At 74.0% G+C, this 18,091-nt stretch carries 10 protein-coding genes and 1 pseudogene; 3 read left to right on the top strand and 8 right to left on the bottom strand.

What is annotated here, in order from left to right; genetic code table 11:
• Positions 1-199: pseudogene (locus A2U95_RS31975) on the bottom strand (hypothetical protein); the annotation flags it as partial.
• 396 nt (positions 200-595) lie between these two features.
• Between A2U95_RS31975 and glgP the strand changes: the two are divergent.
• Positions 596-3,220 (top strand): alpha-glucan family phosphorylase, encoded by a 2,625-nt coding sequence (glgP, locus tag A2U95_RS05710; protein ID WP_166021128.1) that lies wholly within the window; start codon positions 596-598, stop codon positions 3,218-3,220.
• Positions 3,221-3,281: 61 nt separating this feature from the next.
• Here the strand turns inward: glgP and A2U95_RS05705 are convergent, their stop codons facing one another.
• Together A2U95_RS05705 and A2U95_RS05700 are read right to left on the bottom strand one after the other, a co-directional pair.
• Positions 3,282-3,794 carry a DUF1990 family protein gene (locus tag A2U95_RS05705; RefSeq protein WP_166021127.1) on the bottom strand — a complete coding sequence of 171 codons (513 nt, stop codon included), beginning with the start codon at positions 3,792-3,794 and terminating at the stop codon, positions 3,282-3,284.
• Between the two features lie 92 nt (positions 3,795-3,886).
• On the bottom strand, positions 3,887-5,545 hold the full coding sequence (locus A2U95_RS05700) for a M4 family metallopeptidase (RefSeq protein WP_166021126.1): 1,659 nt from the start codon (positions 5,543-5,545) through the stop codon (positions 3,887-3,889).
• A gap of 473 nt (positions 5,546-6,018) precedes the next feature.
• Between A2U95_RS05700 and A2U95_RS05695 the strand changes: the two genes are divergently transcribed.
• Positions 6,019-6,642, top strand: coding sequence for a flavin reductase family protein (locus tag A2U95_RS05695; protein WP_166021125.1), 624 nt, complete (start codon positions 6,019-6,021; stop codon positions 6,640-6,642).
• Between the two features lie 102 nt (positions 6,643-6,744).
• Here the strand turns inward: A2U95_RS05695 and A2U95_RS05690 are convergent, their stop codons facing one another.
• The 5 genes from A2U95_RS05690 to glgX form a co-directional block, all read right to left on the bottom strand.
• Positions 6,745-8,493, bottom strand: a complete 1,749-nt coding sequence (locus A2U95_RS05690; protein ID WP_166021124.1) for an ABC transporter ATP-binding protein — start codon at positions 8,491-8,493, stop codon at positions 6,745-6,747.
• Complete coding sequence (locus tag A2U95_RS05685) at positions 8,490-10,328, bottom strand: ABC transporter transmembrane domain-containing protein (RefSeq protein ID WP_166021123.1); 1,839 nt, start codon at positions 10,326-10,328, stop codon at positions 8,490-8,492. Before A2U95_RS05685 ends, A2U95_RS05690 begins: the two co-directional genes overlap by 4 nt.
• Complete coding sequence (locus A2U95_RS05680) at positions 10,325-12,202, bottom strand: ABC transporter ATP-binding protein (protein ID WP_166021122.1); 1,878 nt, start codon at positions 12,200-12,202, stop codon at positions 10,325-10,327. The genes A2U95_RS05685 and A2U95_RS05680 overlap by 4 nt, the downstream gene beginning before the upstream one ends.
• Positions 12,199-14,034: an ABC transporter ATP-binding protein gene (locus A2U95_RS05675; RefSeq protein ID WP_166021121.1), complete on the bottom strand. Its 1,836-nt coding sequence runs from the start codon at positions 14,032-14,034 to the stop codon at positions 12,199-12,201. Before A2U95_RS05675 ends, A2U95_RS05680 begins: the two co-directional genes overlap by 4 nt.
• A gap of 166 nt (positions 14,035-14,200) precedes the next feature.
• Positions 14,201-16,456, bottom strand: a complete 2,256-nt coding sequence (glgX, locus tag A2U95_RS05670) for a glycogen debranching protein GlgX (RefSeq protein ID WP_166021120.1) — start codon at positions 16,454-16,456, stop codon at positions 14,201-14,203.
• A gap of 316 nt (positions 16,457-16,772) precedes the next feature.
• Here glgX and A2U95_RS05665 point away from each other — a divergent pair, with 316 nt between their 5' ends.
• Entirely contained in the window at positions 16,773-18,020 is a 1,248-nt protein-coding gene (locus A2U95_RS05665; protein WP_420856966.1) for a L,D-transpeptidase, read from the top strand.
• Positions 18,021-18,091 lie beyond the last annotated feature (71 nt).

Raw genomic sequence — 18,091 nt, 5'->3', positions numbered from 1 at the left:
CGGCCTCCGCCGCGTCGTCCCCGGCCGGGGCGTGCTGCGGGGCGGGACCGTCCGGCGTCGCGCCGTCGGCGCGCGGGAGCGGGGCGGGCTCCGGGGCCGGGTTGTCGGACGCCGCGGCGCCGCGCGGTGGCTGCGGGCGTGGGCGGGCTGCTGCGTCCGGCTCCGTGGTGCGGGCCGTCGGACGATGTGTGGCGGGCATGACCACTCCTCCGCGTCAACGTGGATGGGCGGATGGGGAGATGTGGGAGGTGGTTCCCGCGAGAGCCACCGAAGGGGTACCGGGGGAGCCTTCCCACCCTCTTCGGGTGAGCAATCCGGCGCTTTGTTAACTACTCATGCGTATCCGGGAGCACAAGACCGGTCCCGTATCCGGCCGAGACGAGGCGGACTTGTACGTCGTTCGTCGTATTCCCGGCCTGGCGGCGGGTATTTCACCCGCTCGCCCCGCGTGTCGTGCGCCGCGTGCTCCGGCGGCACGCCGGAAAAACGCGCGCCGTGGGTTGATCCGCTCCCGCGCGGATACCGTCTGAGGTGACGACGGGGACGCATTCGTACAGATGTGTCCCCCCTCCGCACGCCCAGCCGAGGTGGAAACGTGAAGGCGATCCGTCGATTCACCGTCCGTCCCGTCCTCCCCCGACCCCTCCGCCCGCTCAGCGATCTGGCGCGAAACCTGCGCTGGTCGTGGCACGCCGGCACCCGCGACCTGTTCCGGTCGGTCGACCCCGAACGCTGGGCGGCCTGCGGTGGCGATCCGGTGCGCCTGCTGGGCAGCGTCCCGCCGGCGAGGCTCGCCGAACTGGCCGGGGACGGCGAGTTCCTGGCCCGTCTGACCGCGGCCGCCGAGGACCTCGCCGAGTACACCGGCGGTCCGCGCTGGTACCAGGAACAGTCCGACGGCCTGCCCGCCGCCGTGGCCTACTTCTCGCCGGAGTTCGGCATCACCGCCGCCCTGCCGCAGTACTCCGGCGGCCTGGGCATCCTGGCCGGCGACCACCTCAAGGCCGCCAGCGACCTCGGGGTCCCGCTCATCGGCGTGGGACTGCTCTACCGGCACGGGTACTTCCGCCAGTCGCTGTCCCGCGACGGCTGGCAGCAGGAGCACTACCCGGTGCTCGACCCCAACGAGCTGCCCCTCGCCCCGCTCGCCCGTCCCGACGGCACCCCCGCCCACGTCTCGCTCGCCCTGCCCGGCGGCACCTCGCTGCGGGCCAGGATCTGGCTCGCCCAGGTGGGCCGGGTGCCCCTGCTCCTGCTCGACTCCGACGTCGAGGACAACGGCGCCGGCGAACGCTGCGTCACCGACCGCCTCTACGGCGGGGGCAGCGAGCACCGGCTGCTCCAGGAGATGCTGCTCGGCATAGGAGGTGTCCGGGCGGTGCGCGAGTACTGCGAGCTCACCGGCCACCCGCGACCCGAGGTGTTCCACACCAACGAGGGCCACGCCGGCTTCCTCGGACTGGAGCGCATCCACGAACTGGTGACCGAGGGACTGGACTTCGACGCCGCCCTGGAGGCGGTGCGGGCCGGGACCGTCTTCACCACCCACACCCCCGTGCCGGCCGGCATCGACCGGTTCGACCGCAACCTGGTCGCCCGCCAGTTCGGGCAGGACGCCGAGCTGCCGCGGATCGACGTCGACCGGGTGCTGCGGCTGGGCGCCGAGACCTACCCCGGAGGCGACCCGGGCGTCTTCAACATGGCGGTGATGGGCCTGCGCCTGGCCCAGCGGGCCAACGGCGTCTCGCTGCTGCACGGCAAGGTGAGCCGGGAGATGTTCGCCGGACTCTGGCCGGGATTCGACCCCGAGGAGGTGCCTATCACCTCCGTCACCAACGGAGTCCACGCGCCCACCTGGGTGGCCCCCGAGGTGCTGCGGCTCGGCACGCGCGGCGTCGGGGAACGGCGGGCCGAGGAGGAACTCGGCGTCGGCGGCTCCGAGCGCTGGGACGCCGTGCGGGACATCTCCGACGAGGAGATCTGGGAGCTGCGCCGGTCGCTGCGCGGCCAGCTGGTGGAGGAGGTCCGGCGGCGGCTGCGCGACTCCTGGCGGCAGCGCGGCGCGGGCGACGCGGAGCTCGGCTGGATCGACGGCGTGCTCGACCCCGACGTGCTGACCATCGGGTTCGCCCGCCGCGTGCCGTCCTACAAGCGGCTCACGCTGATGCTGCGCGACCACGAGCGGCTGCGGTCGCTGCTGCTGCACCCCGAACGGCCGGTGCAGCTGGTGGTCGCGGGCAAGGCGCACCCGGCCGACGAGAGCGGGAAGCGGCTGATCCAGGAGCTGGTGCGGTTCGCCGACGACCCGAAGGTGCGGCACCGGATCGTCTTCCTGCCCGACTACGGCATGGGCATGGCGCAGAAGCTGTACCCCGGCTGCGACATCTGGCTGAACAACCCGCTCCGGCCCCTGGAGGCGTGCGGCACCAGCGGGATGAAGGCGGCGCTCAACGGCTGCCTCAACCTGTCGGTGCTGGACGGCTGGTGGGACGAGTGGTTCCAGCCGGACTTCGGCTGGGCGATCCCCACCGCCGACGGCACCGGCACCGGCCCCGAGCGGCGGGACGACCTGGAGGCCGCCGCCCTCTACGACCTGCTGGAGCGGCGGGTCACGCCCCGCTTCTACGAGAAGGGCGGCTCCACCGGGCTGCCCGACCGGTGGATCGAGATGGTCCGGCGGACCCTCACCCACCTGGGGCCCAAGGTGCTGGCGGGACGGATGGTGCGCGAGTACGTGGAGCGCCTCTACGCCCCCGCCGCGCGCTCGCACCGGGCGATGACGGTCGAGGCGGCGCGCGAACTGGCGGACTGGAAGGCGCGGGTCCGCGGCGGCTGGCCGGCCGTGCGGGTGGGCCACGTGGAGACCTCGTCCGCCTCCAGCACCGCCGAGCTGGGGGCCACGCTGACCCTGCGGGTGCGGGTGGGGCTCGCCGGACTCGCCCCGGAGGACGTCGAGGTCCAGGCGGCGGCGGGCCGGGTCGACGCGGAGGACCGGCTCACCGCCCCCACCACGGTCCCGCTGAAGCCCTCGTCCCACGGACCGGACACGGAGGGGAACTGGGTCTACGAGGGCCCGCTGACCCTGGACCGCACCGGGCCGTTCGGCTACACGGTGCGGGTGCTGCCCGCGCACCGGCTGCTGGCCTCCGGCGCGGAGCTGGGGCTGGTCGCCCTTCCGGGGGAGGAGCCGGCGGAGGCGGCGGGCGTGCTGATGCGGTGACGGCGTCCCCGCGCGGCCCGGGGGGCGTTCGCGGCCCCCGGGTGCGGGGCGCCGTGCCGCGTCAGGGTCCGGCCGGCGGGTCGGCGATGCGGCGCAGCACCACCCCGCACCGCCGCGCGTACGCGTGCTGGAACCCCCGGGTCGCCGGGCCGCCCGCCTTGGCGTACCACTTGGCGGGGCGGGAGAACGCGGTGACCGTGAGCCAGACCGTGCCGTCGCCGGTGCGGTTGACCACGAACGCCTCCTCGCCGGACTCGGGGTGCCCGGGCAGCGTGCCGTAGGCCCAGCCCACGTGGCGCGCCTGCTCCACCGCCCACACCACCCGGCAGGGGGCCCTGACGATGCCGGCCAGTGTCACCGTGACGTCGACGTCCGGTGCCGCGCGCTCGGCGGAGGCGGTGACGCCCACCCCCATCTCCCGGTGCATCCGCCACGTCATCAGGGCCTCGGCGGCGCGGCGGAACACCTCCTCGCCCTCGCCGATGCGGGTGCGCTCCCGCAGGGAACGGAAGCCTGGCGGGCAGGGGACGCCGCCGTCGCGCGTGGCGCCGACATCCTCGTAGGTGAACGACATGAGGCCCAAGACTAAGCGGCACCCGGAGGTCTTCACCCTCCAGGTGCCGCTCAGTCGTTCGACGGGTCAGCCGTGGGCCGGCCGGGCCGGCGTCACTTGACGTTGACCGCCGCCCAGGCCGTGTTCACCGCGTTGTACTCCGCGCTGCCCGAGCCGTACAGGGCGGTCGCCGCGTTGAGCGTGGCGGTGCGGGCGCCCGCGTACTTGGTGGTGGAGGTCATGTAGGTGGTGAGGGCCTTGTACCAGATCTGCAGCGCCTTGGCGCGGCCGATGCCGGTCACCGCGGCGCCGTTGTAGGTCGGCGAGTTGTAGCTCACGCCGTTGATCGTCTTGGCGCCGCTGCCCTCGGAGAGCAGGTAGAAGAAGTGGTTGGCGGGGCCGGACGAGTAGTGCACGTCCACGCTGTTGGTGGAGGTGGACCAGTAGTCCTGGGACTTGCCGTCCCTGCTCGGCTTGTCCATGTAGCGCAGCGGCGTGCCGTTGCCGTTGATGTCGATCTTCTCGCCGATGAGGTAGTCGCCCACGTCGGTGGAGTTGGCGGCGTAGAACTCGGTGCCGGTGGCGAGGATGTCGGAGGTGGCCTCGTTGAGTCCGCCGGACTCGCCGCTGTAGTTCAGGCGGGCGGTGACCGAGGTGACGCCGTGGGTCATCTCGTGGGCGGCCACGTCCAGCGAGGTCAGGGGCTTGACGTTGCCCGCGCCGTCGCCGTAGGTCATGCAGAAGCAGGAGTCCTGCCAGAAGGCGTTGACGTAGGCGTTGCCGTAGTGGACCCGCGAGTAGGCGGCCTTGCCGTCGTTCTTGATGCCGCTGCGGTTGAAGGTGCTCTTGTAGAAGTCCCAGGTCTTCTGCGCGCCGTAGGCGGCGTCCGCGGCGGCCGTCTGGTCCGTGGAGGAGCTGGAGGCGACGCCGGTGCCCCAGATGTCGTCCGCGTCGGTGAAGAGCGTGCCGGTGCCGGAGGTGCCGCGGGCCAGGTTGTACGTCCTGTGGCCGCCGCGGGTGGAGTCGGTCAGCTGGTACGTCGAGCCGGACAGCGTGCTGTTCAGGGTGACGCTGCCGGAGTACATGGTCCTGCCGGTTCCGGTGTGCACGCCCTGGAACTCGTAGATCTTCTCGCCGGTGGCGGCGTCGGTGATCACGTGCAGTTCGTTGGGGGTGCCGTCGGACTGGAAGCCGCCGATCACCGTCTCGTAGGCCAGCCTGGGCTCGCCGTCGGCGGCCCAGACCACCTTGCGGGAGCTCTCGACGGCGGACTTCTCGGCGCCGGAGGACTCCGAGGCGCTCAGCGCCTGGCGCTCCGCCTTGCCGGCCGTGACCTCGGCGGTCAGGTCGGCCTTGATCTCGGCCTTGGTGGCCTTGGTGACGCCCTGCTGCTTGCCGGACGGCGAGGTGTGGACGACCAGGTCGCCGCCGAGGACCGGCAGGCCCTGGTAGGTGCGCTCGTAGCGGGTGTGCAGCGAGCCGTCCGCGTCCTGGACCACGTCGCGGACGACCAGCTTCTCCTGGGCGGCCAGGCCTATCGCCCTGCCGGTGTCGGCCACGCGGCCCTCGGCGGCCTTCAGCAGGGTGGTGCGCGCGGCGGGGGAGAGCTGCACCGGCATGGCGGCGGGGGCGGTCGCGGTCTGCGAGGCGGCGGACGCGGTGGCGTCGGGGGCACCGGTCGCGGTGCCGGCCGTGATCAGCAGGGAGCCTGCGGCGAGCGCGGTGGCGGCGGCCAGCGCGGAGCGCCGACGACGCGCGTAGAGAGCGGACACGCGATCTCCTCGTGTGGGGATCCGGGCAGGCCTCGTGAGCCGGTCCCGGAAGCGGGGGCGGGGGAAGGAGGTGTTGCTGCGGTGGAGCCGCGGAGGAACTGTCGCACCGAGGGGCTGAATGTGTCATGTGCACGCCGCCAAAATGGCCGGAAGGCGGTGCGTGGGTGAACGCCGGGGGTGACCGGCGCGGGTCGCGGCGCGGTAAAGCCGCAACCAAGGGCGGCTTCGGCGCGCGCAAAGGATCACCCAAGCCCCGGGCTCCGCCGTCGGCCCGCGCCTTGGGGCGGCGGGCCGGCGGGGCGGGCGGCGGGGCGGCGGGCGGTCATGGCGCGGTAAAGCGGAAGGCGGTGTTCCGGCGGGAGGGGGTCACCGCCTCCGCTGGCCGGAAACCGACGCAACCCGCAGGCGTCACCGGCGGTCCGCGCGGGCCCGCGGTGACGCGGCGGGCGGTCCGGCGGGGGACACTGAGCGGCATGCGCGTGGACTTCGACCCCGGGACCGTGAACCCTGACGCCTTCTACCGGCTGCTGACCGCGGTGGTCGTGCCGCGGCCCATCGCCTGGGTGTCCACCCTGTCCGCCGACGGGGTGGCCAACCTGGCGCCGCACAGCTTCTACACGGTGGCGAGCACCGAGCCGCCGGTGGTCCAGTTCACCTCGGTGGGCGTCAAGGACACCCTGCGGAACGTGCTGGCCACGGAGGAGTTCGTGGTGAACCTCGCCGCCGAGGAGCAGTTCGCGGCCGTCAACGACACCGCGACCGGCTTTCCGCCGGGACTGGGGGAGTTCGAGGCGGTGGGGATCGCGCCGGAGCCGTCCGCGACGGTCGGGCCGCCCCGGGTGGCCGGCTCCCCGGTGGCGATCGAGTGCGGTCTGCACGACACGGTGGCGATCGGGACGTGCACGGTGGTGTTCGGACGGGTCCGGCACGTGGCCGTCGCGGAGGAGGTGCTGGACGGGCGCGGGCATCCGGTCCTGGACCGCCTGCGGCCGCTGTCCCGCCTCGGCGGGAACGAATGGGGCGCCACCTCCGTCGTCCGCGACCGGCGCAGGATCCGGTACGAGGACTGGCGCGCAGGCGCCCGCACCGCCCCCTGACGGCCCCGCCCCGCACCCGCCGCCCCCTTCGCGGGCGACCGTGCCCGCCGTCCCGGCCCCCTCCGCGGGCGCCGGGGACCGAGGTGCCGGGGAGCGAGAGGGTCAGGGGGACGAGGGGGCGCCGTGCCAGGTCTGCCAGAGGGCGGCGTACTCGCCCCCGGCGGCGACCAGTTCCTCGTGGGAGCCGAGTTCGCTCAGGCGGCCGTCGCGCATGACGGCCACCCGGTCCGCGTCGTGCGCGGTGTGCAGCCGGTGGGCCACCGCGATCACCGTGCGCCCCTCCAGCACCGCCGCCAGCGCGCGTTCGGTGTGGCGGGCGGTGGCCGGGTCGAGCAGCGCGGTCGCCTCGTCGAGGACCAGCGTGTGCGGATCGGCCAGCACCACGCGGGCCAGGGCGAGCTGCTGGGCCTGCGGGCCCGACGTCCGGTACGCGTCCGCGCCCAGCACCGTGTCCAGGCCCTCCGGCAGCGCGGACACCCACTCCGCGCCCACCGCCTTCAGCGCCGCCCACAACTCGGCGTCCCCGGCCTGGGGTTCGGCGATCAGCAGGTTGTCCCGCACCGTGCCGAGGAAGACGTGGTGCTCCTGGGTGACCAGGACCACCTGGCGCCGCAGCCGCTCCGGCGCCAGCGACACCACCGGGACGCCGCCCACCGTCACCGCGCCCTCGCCGGGCGCGTCGATCCCGGCGATCAGCCGGCTCAGCGTGGTCTTGCCCGCCCCGGACGGTCCCACCACCGCCAGCCGCTCACCGGGCCGCACCACCAGGTCCACGCCCGCCAGCGCCTCCGAGCCGCCGGGGTAGGCGAACCGGGCGCCCCGCACCTCGATGACGTCGTCCACGGGCTCGGCCGTCGCGCTCCGCCCGTCCCGGGGGGCGCGGGCCAGGCCCTCGACCCGGGCGAACGAGGCCCCGGAGGACTGGAGCTGCTCGACCATGTCCAGCAGGTGGTCCAGCGGGTTCTCCAGCTGCCGCATGCAGAGCGCCGCCGTGACCACCGACCCCAGGCTCAACGACCCCTGGAAGCACAGGTGGCCGCCGACCAGCAGCACCCCTGCCACCGGCAGCACGTACGAGAAGTCCAGCGTGGGGAAGAAGACGCAGCGCAGGAAGAGGGTCCGCATCCGGGTGCGGCGGGCCTCCTCGACCGCCTCGCGGTTGGCCGCGACCCGGCGCCGTTCCAGCCGGAACGCCTCCACCGTCCGCGCGCCGGACGCCGTGGAGGTGAGCTCCTCGGCGAGTTCGGAGGTGGCCGCGCCCTGCTCCAGGTAGGCCTCGCGGGCCCGCCGCAGGTACCAGCGGGTCGCCGTGAGGATGCCCGCGAAGCCGAACACCAGGCAGGCCCCGAGCAGCGGATGGATGAGGAACACCGCGCCGATCAGCACCAGCGCCTGCACCGAGTGGACCAGCAGGTCCGGCCCGGAGTCGCGCAGCGTCCTTCCGACGGCGGCGACGTCCGCCGTGCCCCGGGTGGTCAGGTCGCCCGCCCCGGCCCGCTCCACCACCGACGCGGGCAGCGCCAGCGCCCGGTCCACGAACTCCTCGCGCACCCGGGCCAGCGCCCGCTCGCCCATCCGGTGGGCGGCGTACCGCGCCCACCGGGACAGCAGCAGCTGGGCGACGGCGGCCAGCAGGATCAGGACCGCCAGCCGGTCCACCGCCGACACCGGGGAGCCCGCCCGGACCTCGTCCACCACCCTGCCGATCAGCCACGGCGCCGCGAGCGCCGCCAGCGCGGCCAGCGCGTTGACGGCGAGCACGCCCGCGAAGGCCCGTCCGTCCGCCCGGACCAGCCGGCCCGCGGCCCGCCGCACCTCGGCCGGTCCGGCGACCGGCAGCCGCTCGGTCATACCGCCGCTCCTTCCGGGGAACTGCCCGCCGCACCGCCCGCCGCGTCGGGACCGTCGTCCGTGCCGGGACCGTCGTCCGCGTCCGCGTCCGCGTCTGCTTCGGCGTCCGCGTCCGCGTTCCGCGCCACCAGGGCCCGGTACGCCGGCACGGAGCGCAGCAGCTCCCGGTGCGTCCCGGACGCCGCGACCTCGCCGCCCGCCAGGAAGCACACGGCGTCGGCCCGCTCCAGCACCAGCGGCGAGGTGCTGGTCACCACCGTGGTGCGGCCCGCGCGGTGCTCCCGGAGCCGCCGGGCGACCAGGTCCTCGGTGTGCGCGTCCAGCGCCGAGGTGGGCTCGGCGAGCAGCAGCACCTCCGGGTCCGCGGCCAGTGCCCGGGCCAGCCGGACGCGCTGCCGCTGGCCGCCGGAGAGGTTCCGGCCGCCGGCGTCGAGCGCCGCGTCCAGCCCCCCGGGCAGGCCCCGCACCACGTCCTCGGCGGCCGCCGCCCGCACCGCGCGCCGCAGCTCCGCCTCCGGCGGGTCCCCCGCGCCGCGCAGCACCTCGCGCAGGGTTCCGGCGAACAGTGCGGACTCGTGGTCGGCGAGCAGGATCCGCTCCCGCACCTCCGTCCGCTCCACCGCGTCCAGGCGCACCCCGCCCCAGGTGACGTCGGCCGGGGCGAAACGGGCGAGCCGGTCCAGCACCTCCTCCGCCTCCCCGCTGCGGCCGGACACCAGGGCGGTCAGCCGCCCCGGCGCGACTACCACCCCGGAGGCCGGGTCGCGCAGCTCCGCCGGGCCGTCCGGTCCCGCCGCGGCCTCACCGGGGGCGGGGCCCGCCTCCGGCTCCAGCCGCAGCAGGGTCACCACCCGCCCGGCGGCCACCAGCGCGCGGCTCAGCAGGTACCAGGCCTCCACCAGGTACGCCATCGGCGACACCAGCGCCGCCACGTAGCCGTACACGGAGACCAGTTCGCCCACCGTGATCCGCCCGGTCGCCGCCATCCTGGCCGCCAGCCAGGTGATCAGGGCCAGGAAGAGGACGGGCAGACCGGTGCCGAGCGACTGGATCCAGCCGGCCACCGCGCCCACCCGGTACCCCTGTTCGCGCACCAGCGCCGAGTCCCGGCGGAACGCCCGCGCGACCAGGTCCTTGCCGCCGAGGCCGCTCAGCACCCGCAGGCCGCCCGCCAGGTCGCCGATCCGCGCGGTGAGCAGTTTCTGCCCGTCCCGGTAGTCGCTCTCCCGGGCCTGGAGCCGCTTCATCAGCGGCCGGGTCAGCAGGGCGATCACCGGCATCCCGGTCAGCAGCACCAGGGCCAGCAGCGGGGAGACGTCCAGCAGCAGCACCGTCACCAGGACCGAGGCGACGACCGCCCCGACGCCCGGACCGACCAGCGTCAGCGACTCGGAGATGGTCTGCACGTCGCCGACGCCGATGGTGACCACCTCGCCCGCCGCCGTGCGCCGCGACAGGCCCGCCCCCAGCCGGGCCGCGTGCTCCGAGACGACCTTCACGGTGCGCAGGTTGGCGTCCATCCGGAGCTGGCTCATGGTGCGGTGCCGGCCGAGGCCGAGCAGCGCACCGAGCAGCCCGGAGACGAGCAGCATCGACGTCCAGCCCAGCAGCGCGTCCGCGTCGCGCGGGGCGAGCCCGTCGTCGATCGCGTGGGAGAGGGCCCAGGGGGTGAGGGCGAAGGTGCCCATCCACAGGCTCGCGTACAGCGAGCCGAGGACCGCCCGCCCCTTCTGGCGTGCCAGCAGCCACCACAGGTACCGGCCCGCGCCCCGGCGGTCGGGGACGCCGGGGTCCTCGTAGGCGTCGACGGGCCGGCCGGTGAGAGCCGGCCTCATGCCAGGCTGTCCCGCCAGGCGCGGTGCAGGTCGGCGAACCGTCCGCCGTCGCCGATGAGTTCGGCGGGCGCGCCGTCCTCGACGATCCGGCCCTTCTCCATGACCAGGACCCGGTCGGCGATCTCCACCGTGGAGAGCCGGTGCGCGACGACCACCGCCGTGCGGCCCCTGAGCACCGTCGACATGGCCCGCTGCACCGCCTGTTCGCCGGGCACGTCCAGCGAGCTGGTCGCCTCGTCAAGGATCAGCACCGCCGGATCGGCCAGCAACGCGCGTGCGAAAGCCACGAGTTGGCGCTGACCGGCGGAGATCCGGCCGCCGCGCTTGCGGACGTCGGTGTCGTAGCCGTCGGGCAGCGCGGCGATGAAGTCGTGCGCGCCGATCGCCCTGGCGGCCTCCTCCACCTCTTCCCGGGTGGCCTCCGGGCGGCCGACGGCGATGTTCTCGGCGACCGTGCCGGAGAACAGGAAGGCCTCCTGGGTCACCATGACCACCCCGCGCCGCAGGTCCGCGTTGGCCAGGTCGCGCAGGTCGACGCCGTCCAGCAGGACCCGCCCGTCGGAGGGGTCGTAGAACCGGGCCAGCAGTTTGGCCAGCGTGGACTTCCCGGCGCCGGTGGAGCCGACCACGGCGACGGTCTGCCCGGCCGGGATCGTCAGGTCGAAGCGGGGCAGCACCTCGCCGCCGGTGCGGTAGGCGAACCGGACGGAGTCGAAGACGACCTCGCGGCCGGGACGTCCGTCCCGCGTCGCGGGCAGCTCGCGCGGGGCGACCGGCTCGGGGACGGCGGGCACCTGCGCCAGCAGCCCGGCGATCTTCTCCAGCGAGGCCGCCGCCGACTGGTAGGAGTTGAGGAACATGCCCAGCCGGTCGATGGGGTCGTACAGGCGGCGCAGGTACAGCACCGAGGCGGCCAGCACGCCCAGCGCCAGCGAGGAGTCCGCGACCCGGTAGGCGCCCCACAGCACGATGCCGGCCACGGTGACGTTGGCGACCAGCCGCGACCCCACCACGTAGCGGGCCATCTCCAGCAGGGCGTCGCCGTTGGCCCGCTCGTGGCGCCCGTTCAGCGGGGCGAACCCGGCGTCGTTGGCCGCCTCCCTGCGGAAGGCGCGGACCGGGCGGATGCCGTTCATGGTCTCGGTGAACTTCACGATCACCGCCGCGATCGCGGTGGACCGCTCCCGGTAGACGCGGCCCGCCCGGTCCTGGTAGCCGCGGACGAGCAGGGCCAGCGGGAGGAAGGAGGCCACGGCCACCGCCCCGAGGCCCAGGTCCAGCCAGAGCAGCAGCGCCGAGATGTAGGCGAAGGAGACGACCACCGAGATCAGTTCCTGCAGCCCCTCGCTGAGGAGTTCGCGCAGCGACTCGACGTCGGTGGTGGCGCGGGAGATCAGCCGGCCGGAGGTGTACCGCTCGTGGAAGTCGACGCTGAGCGCCTGCGCGTGCCGGAAGATCCGGCCCCGCAGGTCCAGCAGCGCGTCCTGGTTGACCCGCGCGGAACAGGTGATGAAGGCGTACTCCAGGACGCCCCCGGAGGCCGCGGCGAGCAGGTAGGCCCCCGCGACCAGCAGCAGCGGCCCGTGGTCGTCCGCCCGGAGCGCGGGCACGGCGCCGTCGATGGCGTACGCCACGAGCAGCGGCCCGGCCTGCGTCGCCGCCTGCTGCAGCAGCAGCAGGACGGCGGCCAGCACCACCCGGCCGCGCAGCGGCGAGAGCAGCGACCTCAGGAGGGCGGCGGTCGCGCCGGGCGGGGTGGGCAGGACGTCCCGGTCGAAGGCGTCGCGCGCGTCCCCGGCCTCGACGGGGGCGTGCGCGTCGCGCGTCCCGTCGTGCTGCCTGCGCTTGCGCGTCTGTGCGGCGGGAGCCGTCATCGGCGGGCCTCCTCGGGTTCCAGGGCGGCGCCGGACATCAGCCAGGCGTACTCGGCGTTGGTCCGCAGCAGTTCGTGATGGCTGCCGACGGCGGCGATCCGGCCGCCCGACAGCAGCGCCACCCGGTCGGCGAGCAGCACGGTGGACGGGCGGTGGGCGACGATCAGGGCGGTGGTGTCCGCCAGCACCTCGCGCAGGGCGGCCTCCACGGCGGCCTCGGTGTGCACGTCGAGCGCGGACAGCGGGTCGTCGAGCACGAGGAAGTCGGGGCGGCCCACCACCGCGCGGGCCAGCGCGAGGCGTTGCCGCTGGCCGCCGGAGAGGCTCAGGCCCTGCTCGCCGACCTGGGTGTCGACCCCCTGGGGAAGGGCGTGCACGAACCCGGCCTGGGCGACCCCGAGGGCGCGCTCCAGGGCGCCGGCGTCCTCGGCGCCGTCCCGGCCGGCGGCGCCCATCAGCACGTTCTCGCCGACGGTGGCGGAGAACAGGATGGGGTCCTCGAAGGCGACGGCCACCCGGGAGCGCAGTTCCTCCCGGGGCATGGCGGTGATGTCGACGCCGTCCAGGGTGATCCGGCCCTCGGTGATCTCGTGGAGCCGGGGCACCAGGGCGGTGAGGGTGGTCTTGCCGGAGCCGGTGACGCCCACCAGGGCCAGCGACTCCCCGGGCCGGACGTGCAGGTCCACGCCGTCCAGCACCGGCGGGGCGTCGGCGGGGGCGTCGGGGTAGCGGAACCGGACGCCCTCCAGGCGCAGCCCGCCCTCCTTCACCGCGGCGCCCGCCCCCGGGCGCCCGGCGGCGGGCGCGGGGGCGGCGGGCGGGCCGGATTCCGGCTCGGTGTCCATGACCTCGAAGTAGCGGGCGGTGGCGGTGGCCGCCTCCTGGCTCATCGCGAGCAGGAACCCGATGGAGACGATCGGCCAGTGCAGGGCCAGGGCGGTGGAGAGGAAGGCCACCAGGGTGCCCGCGGAGAGCGTGCCGTCGGCGACCCGCACGCTTCCCAGGACCAGGCAGGCGCCGATCGCCAGCTCGGGCAGGGTGACGATGACGGTCATGATCGCGCCCAGCAGCCGCGCCTTGCGCAGTTCGGTGCCGCGCAGGCGGTGCGTCAGTTCCCGGAAGGCGCGGGCCTGGCTGCGGTGACGGCCGAAGCCCTTGATCACGCGGATGCCCAGCACGCTCTCCTCGACCAGGGTGGTCACGTCGCCCACCTGGTCCTGGGCGGCGCGGGAGGCCTCGGAGAAACGCTTCTCGAAGACCGTGCAGACGAGGATCACCGGGACCACCGGGATCAGGACCAGCAGGCCCAGCGTCAGGTCCATGGCCAGCATCACGACCACACCGGCCAGGATGGTCACCCCGTTGACCAGCAGGAAGGTCAGCGGGAAGGCGAGGAACATGCGGACCGTCATCAGGTCGGTGGTGGCCCGGGAGAGGAGCTGGCCGGACGCCCAGCGGTCGTGGAAGGCGATCGGCAGCCGCTGGAGCCGCTGGTAGAGCGCCTCGCGCATCCGCGCCTCCACACCGGACAGCGGGCGGGCCACCAGCCACCGCCGCAGACCGAACAGCACCGCCTCGGCGAGGCCCAGCAGCAGCACCCACAGCGCCCCCAGCCAGACCCCGGCGGTGTCGCCGTCGGCGATCGGGCCGTCCACCATCCACTTCAGGACCACCGGTATGACCAGGCTGGTCAGCGAGGCGACGATCGCGACGACGGCGGCGGCGAACCACCGCGCCCGGACCGGCCGGAGGTAGGGCCACAGGCGGAGCAGGGTGCGGACGGCCGGGGAGCGCTCGACGGCGCCGTCTCTGGGGATCAGGTCACTGGGCATCAGCAGCGAGCCTAGGCTTCGATGCTGACATTCCCCAGCGAATTTCGGGGCGTCCCGGAGCCCCGGCCGGGCGCACCGGGAGCGGGCGGGGAGCACCGGCCGCGCCCCTGTGACCCCCGGTACGCCACTCCTGGCGTCCCCCCCGGCCGTGCTCTCCCGTCCCAGGTCAGCGCACGCGCAGCAGGAGCACCGTGCGGGGCGGCACGACGAGCGTGGAGCCCGCGCGGTGGATCCGGCCGGGTTCCTCCCGCTGCTCCTCCAGCCCGGTGTCCACCACCACCTCGTACCGCTCGGCCCAGGGCCGGCCCGGCAGGGTGAACTCCACCGGGCGGTGGCCGGCGTGCAGGACGGCGAGGAAGCTGTCGTCGACGACCGGCTCGCCCCGTTCGTCGCGCCCGGGGATGTCCCGCCCCGACAGGTACATCCCGAGCGTGGCGGTCGGCGCGAACCAGTCGGCCTCGGTCATCTCGGCGCCGTCCGCGCCGAACCAGGCCAGGTCGCGCAGGCCGTGGACGGCGTGCGGCTGTCCGGAGAAGAAGGCGCGCCGCCGCAGCACCGGATGGCGGTGGCGCAGCGCGATCAGCCGCGAGGTCAGCTCGAACAGTTCCCGCCAGGCGGGCTCCTCCAGCAGCGACCAGTCCACCCACCCGGTCTCGTTGTCCTGGCAGTAGGCGTTGTTGTTGCCGCCCTGGGTGCGGCCCATCTCGTCGCCGGCCACCAGCATGGGCACGCCGGTGGAGAGCAGCAGGGTGGTCAGCAGGTTCCGCAGCTGCCGCCGGCGCAGCGCGTTGACGCCCTCGTCGGCGGTCTCGCCCTCGGCGCCGCAGTTCCAGGACCGGTTGTCGCTCGTCCCGTCGCGGTTGCCCTCGCCGTTGGCCTCGTTGTGCTTGTGGTGGTACGAGACCAGGTCGCGCAGGGTGAAACCGTCGTGCGCGGTGACGAAGTTGACCGAGGCGTAGGGCCGCCGGCCGCCCCACGCGTAGAGGTCGCTGGAGCCGGAGAGCCGGTAGCCGAGGTCGCGGACGTCCGGGAGCGCGCCGCGCCAGTAGTCGCGGACGGCGTCCCGGTAGCGGTCGTTCCACTCCGTCCACAGCGGAGGGAACGCCCCCACCTGGTAGCCGCCCGAGCCCACGTCCCACGGTTCGGCGATCAGCTTCACCCGGCGCAGCACCGGGTCCTGGGAGATCACCGCCAGGAACGGCGAGAGCATGTCGACGTCGTGCATGGAGCGCGCCAGCGCCGCCGCCAGGTCGAAGCGGAAGCCGTCCACCCCCATCTCGGTCACCCAGTAGCGCAGCGAGTCGGTGATCAGCCGCAGCACCTGCGGGCGGACCACGTGCAGGGTGTTGCCGCAGCCGGTGTAGTCCGCGTAACGGCGGGCGTCGCTCTGGAGGCGGTAGTAGGCGCGGTTGTCGATGCCCTTGAGCGAGAGCGTCGGGCCCAGCTCGCCCGCCTCGGCGGTGTGGTTGTAGACCACGTCGAGGATCACCTCGATGCCCGCCGCGTGCAGGGCGCGCACCATCCGCTTGAACTCGCCCACCTGCTGTCCGTCCGTGCCGGTGGCCGCGTAACCGGCGTGCGGGGCGAAGTAGCCGATGGAGTTGTAGCCCCAGTGGTTGGTCAGGCCGCGGCGCAGCAGGTGGTCCTCGTGGGCGAACTGGTGCACCGGCAGCAGTTCCACGGCGGTCACGCCGAGGCGGGTCAGGTGCTCGATCGCCGCGGGGTGGGCCAGGCCCGCGTAGGTGCCGCGCAGCTCCTCGGGGATGCCGGGGTGGCGCATGGTGAAGCCGCGGACGTGCAGTTCGTAGATGACCGAGTCGGACCAGGGGGTCTTGGGCCGCCGGTCGTCCGACCAGTCGTCGTCGTCGTGGACCACCACGCCCTTGGGGACGAACGGCGCGGAGTCGCGGTCGTCGCGGACGGTGTCGGCGACCTGCTGGTCCGGCCAGTCCCGGACGTGCCCGTAGACCTCCGGCGGCAGGGTGAACTCGCCGTCCACCGCCCGCGCGTACGGGTCGAGGAGCAGCTTGGCCGGGTTCCAGCGGGCTCCGGTCCACGGGTCCCACCGGCCGTGGACCCGGTAGCCGTAGCGCTGCCCCGGGCGCACCCCGGGCAGGAAGCCGTGCCAGATCTCGTGGGTCAGTTCGCCGAGCGGCACCCGCAGCTCGGTGCCGTCGGCGTCGAAGAGGCACAGCTCCACCGCCTCCGCGCCGCCCGCCCACAGGGCGAAGTTGGTGCCGGCCACGCCGTCCGGCCCCACCCGGTACCGGGCGCCCAGCGGCGTGGACGAACCGGGCCACACCCGCGGCGCGGGCGCCGGGGCGCGTTCGGTCCCGTTCAGCACGGCGGACGCGAGGGCGCCGCGGCCCACGTCGGCGGCGTGCTGCTCCGCCACTGCCTCCTGCTCGGCTGCGCTCGACACCGGTCGGCCTCCCCGCGGCTCGTGTGGGGCGACGACGGACCAGGGGCGCGGCGTGTGCACCGCCGGCCCGGAACGTCGTCCTACCCCCAGGTTTCTGCCCACACCGGGCGTCCCGCTCACGTCCCTGGATGACGCGTCGACGACAACGCTTCGGAAAATATCGCCGGCTGACAGGTTTGAGGTGGAACTTGGGACGAAACGGTGACCTTTCGGCCGGGGGAGAGAGCCGATCCTGCCTCTACGATTCGTCATGGCGCGCGTGACGCGCCGGGAGGGGGTCTGACCAGGCCCGATGAGGGGAAGAGGGGGAGCACACGTGAACGTGTGGCCTATAGCGGGAACGACGTCCGGACGGCACCGCGGAGCGAGGCGCACAGGAGCCGCGGCCCTGATGGCGAGCCTGCTGATGGTCGCCGTCACCGCCTGCGGCGGAGGCGGTGCGACGGAGTCCAAGGGGGAGGGCACCGGCGGGGGCGCCGCGACGGCGGCCCCGGCCGCCAAGCAGTCCGAGGCGGTGCTGAGGATCAGCCCCGAGGACGGCGCCGAGTCGGTGAAGACCAGCGGTGCGCTCGAGGTCTTCGCGGAGAAGGGCAAGCTGACCAAGGTCGAGGTCAAGGACGACGAGGGCACGAAGATCGACGGGGACATCTCCGCCGACGGAGCCGCCTGGATCCCGTCCACCCACCTCGCCTCCGGCGCCGAGTACACCGTGCACGCCGAGGCCGAGGACGCCGACGGCCGGGTCGCGGTCAAGGACACCAGCTTCACCACGCTGACTCCGGCCAACACCTTCATCGGCCACTACAGCCCGGAGGACGGCGCCAAGGTCGGTGTGGGCATGCCGTTCTCGCTCCGCTTCACCCGCGGCATCACGGAGCCCGACGCGGTGGAGAAGGCCATCGAGATCAAGACCGATCCGCCGGTCGAGGTCGAGGGCCACTGGTTCGGCAACGACCGCCTGGACTTCCGCCCCGAGGAGTACTGGAAGGCCGGCACCAAGGTCACCGTCAAGCTGAACCTGGACGGCGTCGAGGGCCGCCCGGGCGTCTACGGCAGCCAGGCCAAGACCGTCACCTTCGAGATCGGCCGCCGCCAGGTGTCCACCGTGGACGCCAAGAAGCTGACCATGAAGGTCGAGCGCGACGGCGAGGTCGTCAAGACCATCCCGGTCACCACCGGCGCCCCCGGCTCCGCGACCTGGAACGGCAAGATGGTCATCAGCGAGCGGTACGAGGTGACCCGCATGAACGGCGATACCGTCGGCTACGAGGGCGAGTACGACATCGCGGACGTCCCGCACGCCATGCGCCTGACCGACTCCGGCACCTTCATCCACGGCAACTACTGGGGCGGCGACGCCTTCGGCAACTACAACGCCAGCCACGGCTGCGTCGGCCTGCGCGACACCCGCGGCGGCTGGGACAAGAAGGCCCCCGGCGCCTGGTTCTTCGACAACTCGCTGATCGGCGACGTGGTCGAGGTCAAGAACAGCGCCGACGCGGTCGTCGCGCCGGGCAACGGCCTCAACGGCTGGAACATGTCCTGGGAGGAATGGAAGAAGTAGGAGTTCCCGCTCCTCCCTCGGAACCCTCACGGCCGGCCCGGTGTGACGCAGCGCACCGGGCCGGCCGTCGC

This window comes from Streptomyces chilikensis (genome assembly GCF_001642695.1).
GTDB classification, from domain to species: domain Bacteria; phylum Actinomycetota; class Actinomycetes; order Streptomycetales; family Streptomycetaceae; genus Streptomyces; species Streptomyces chilikensis.
Note: the sequence above shows the minus strand (reverse complement) of the source record. Positions and strands in the feature narration are given on the sequence as shown.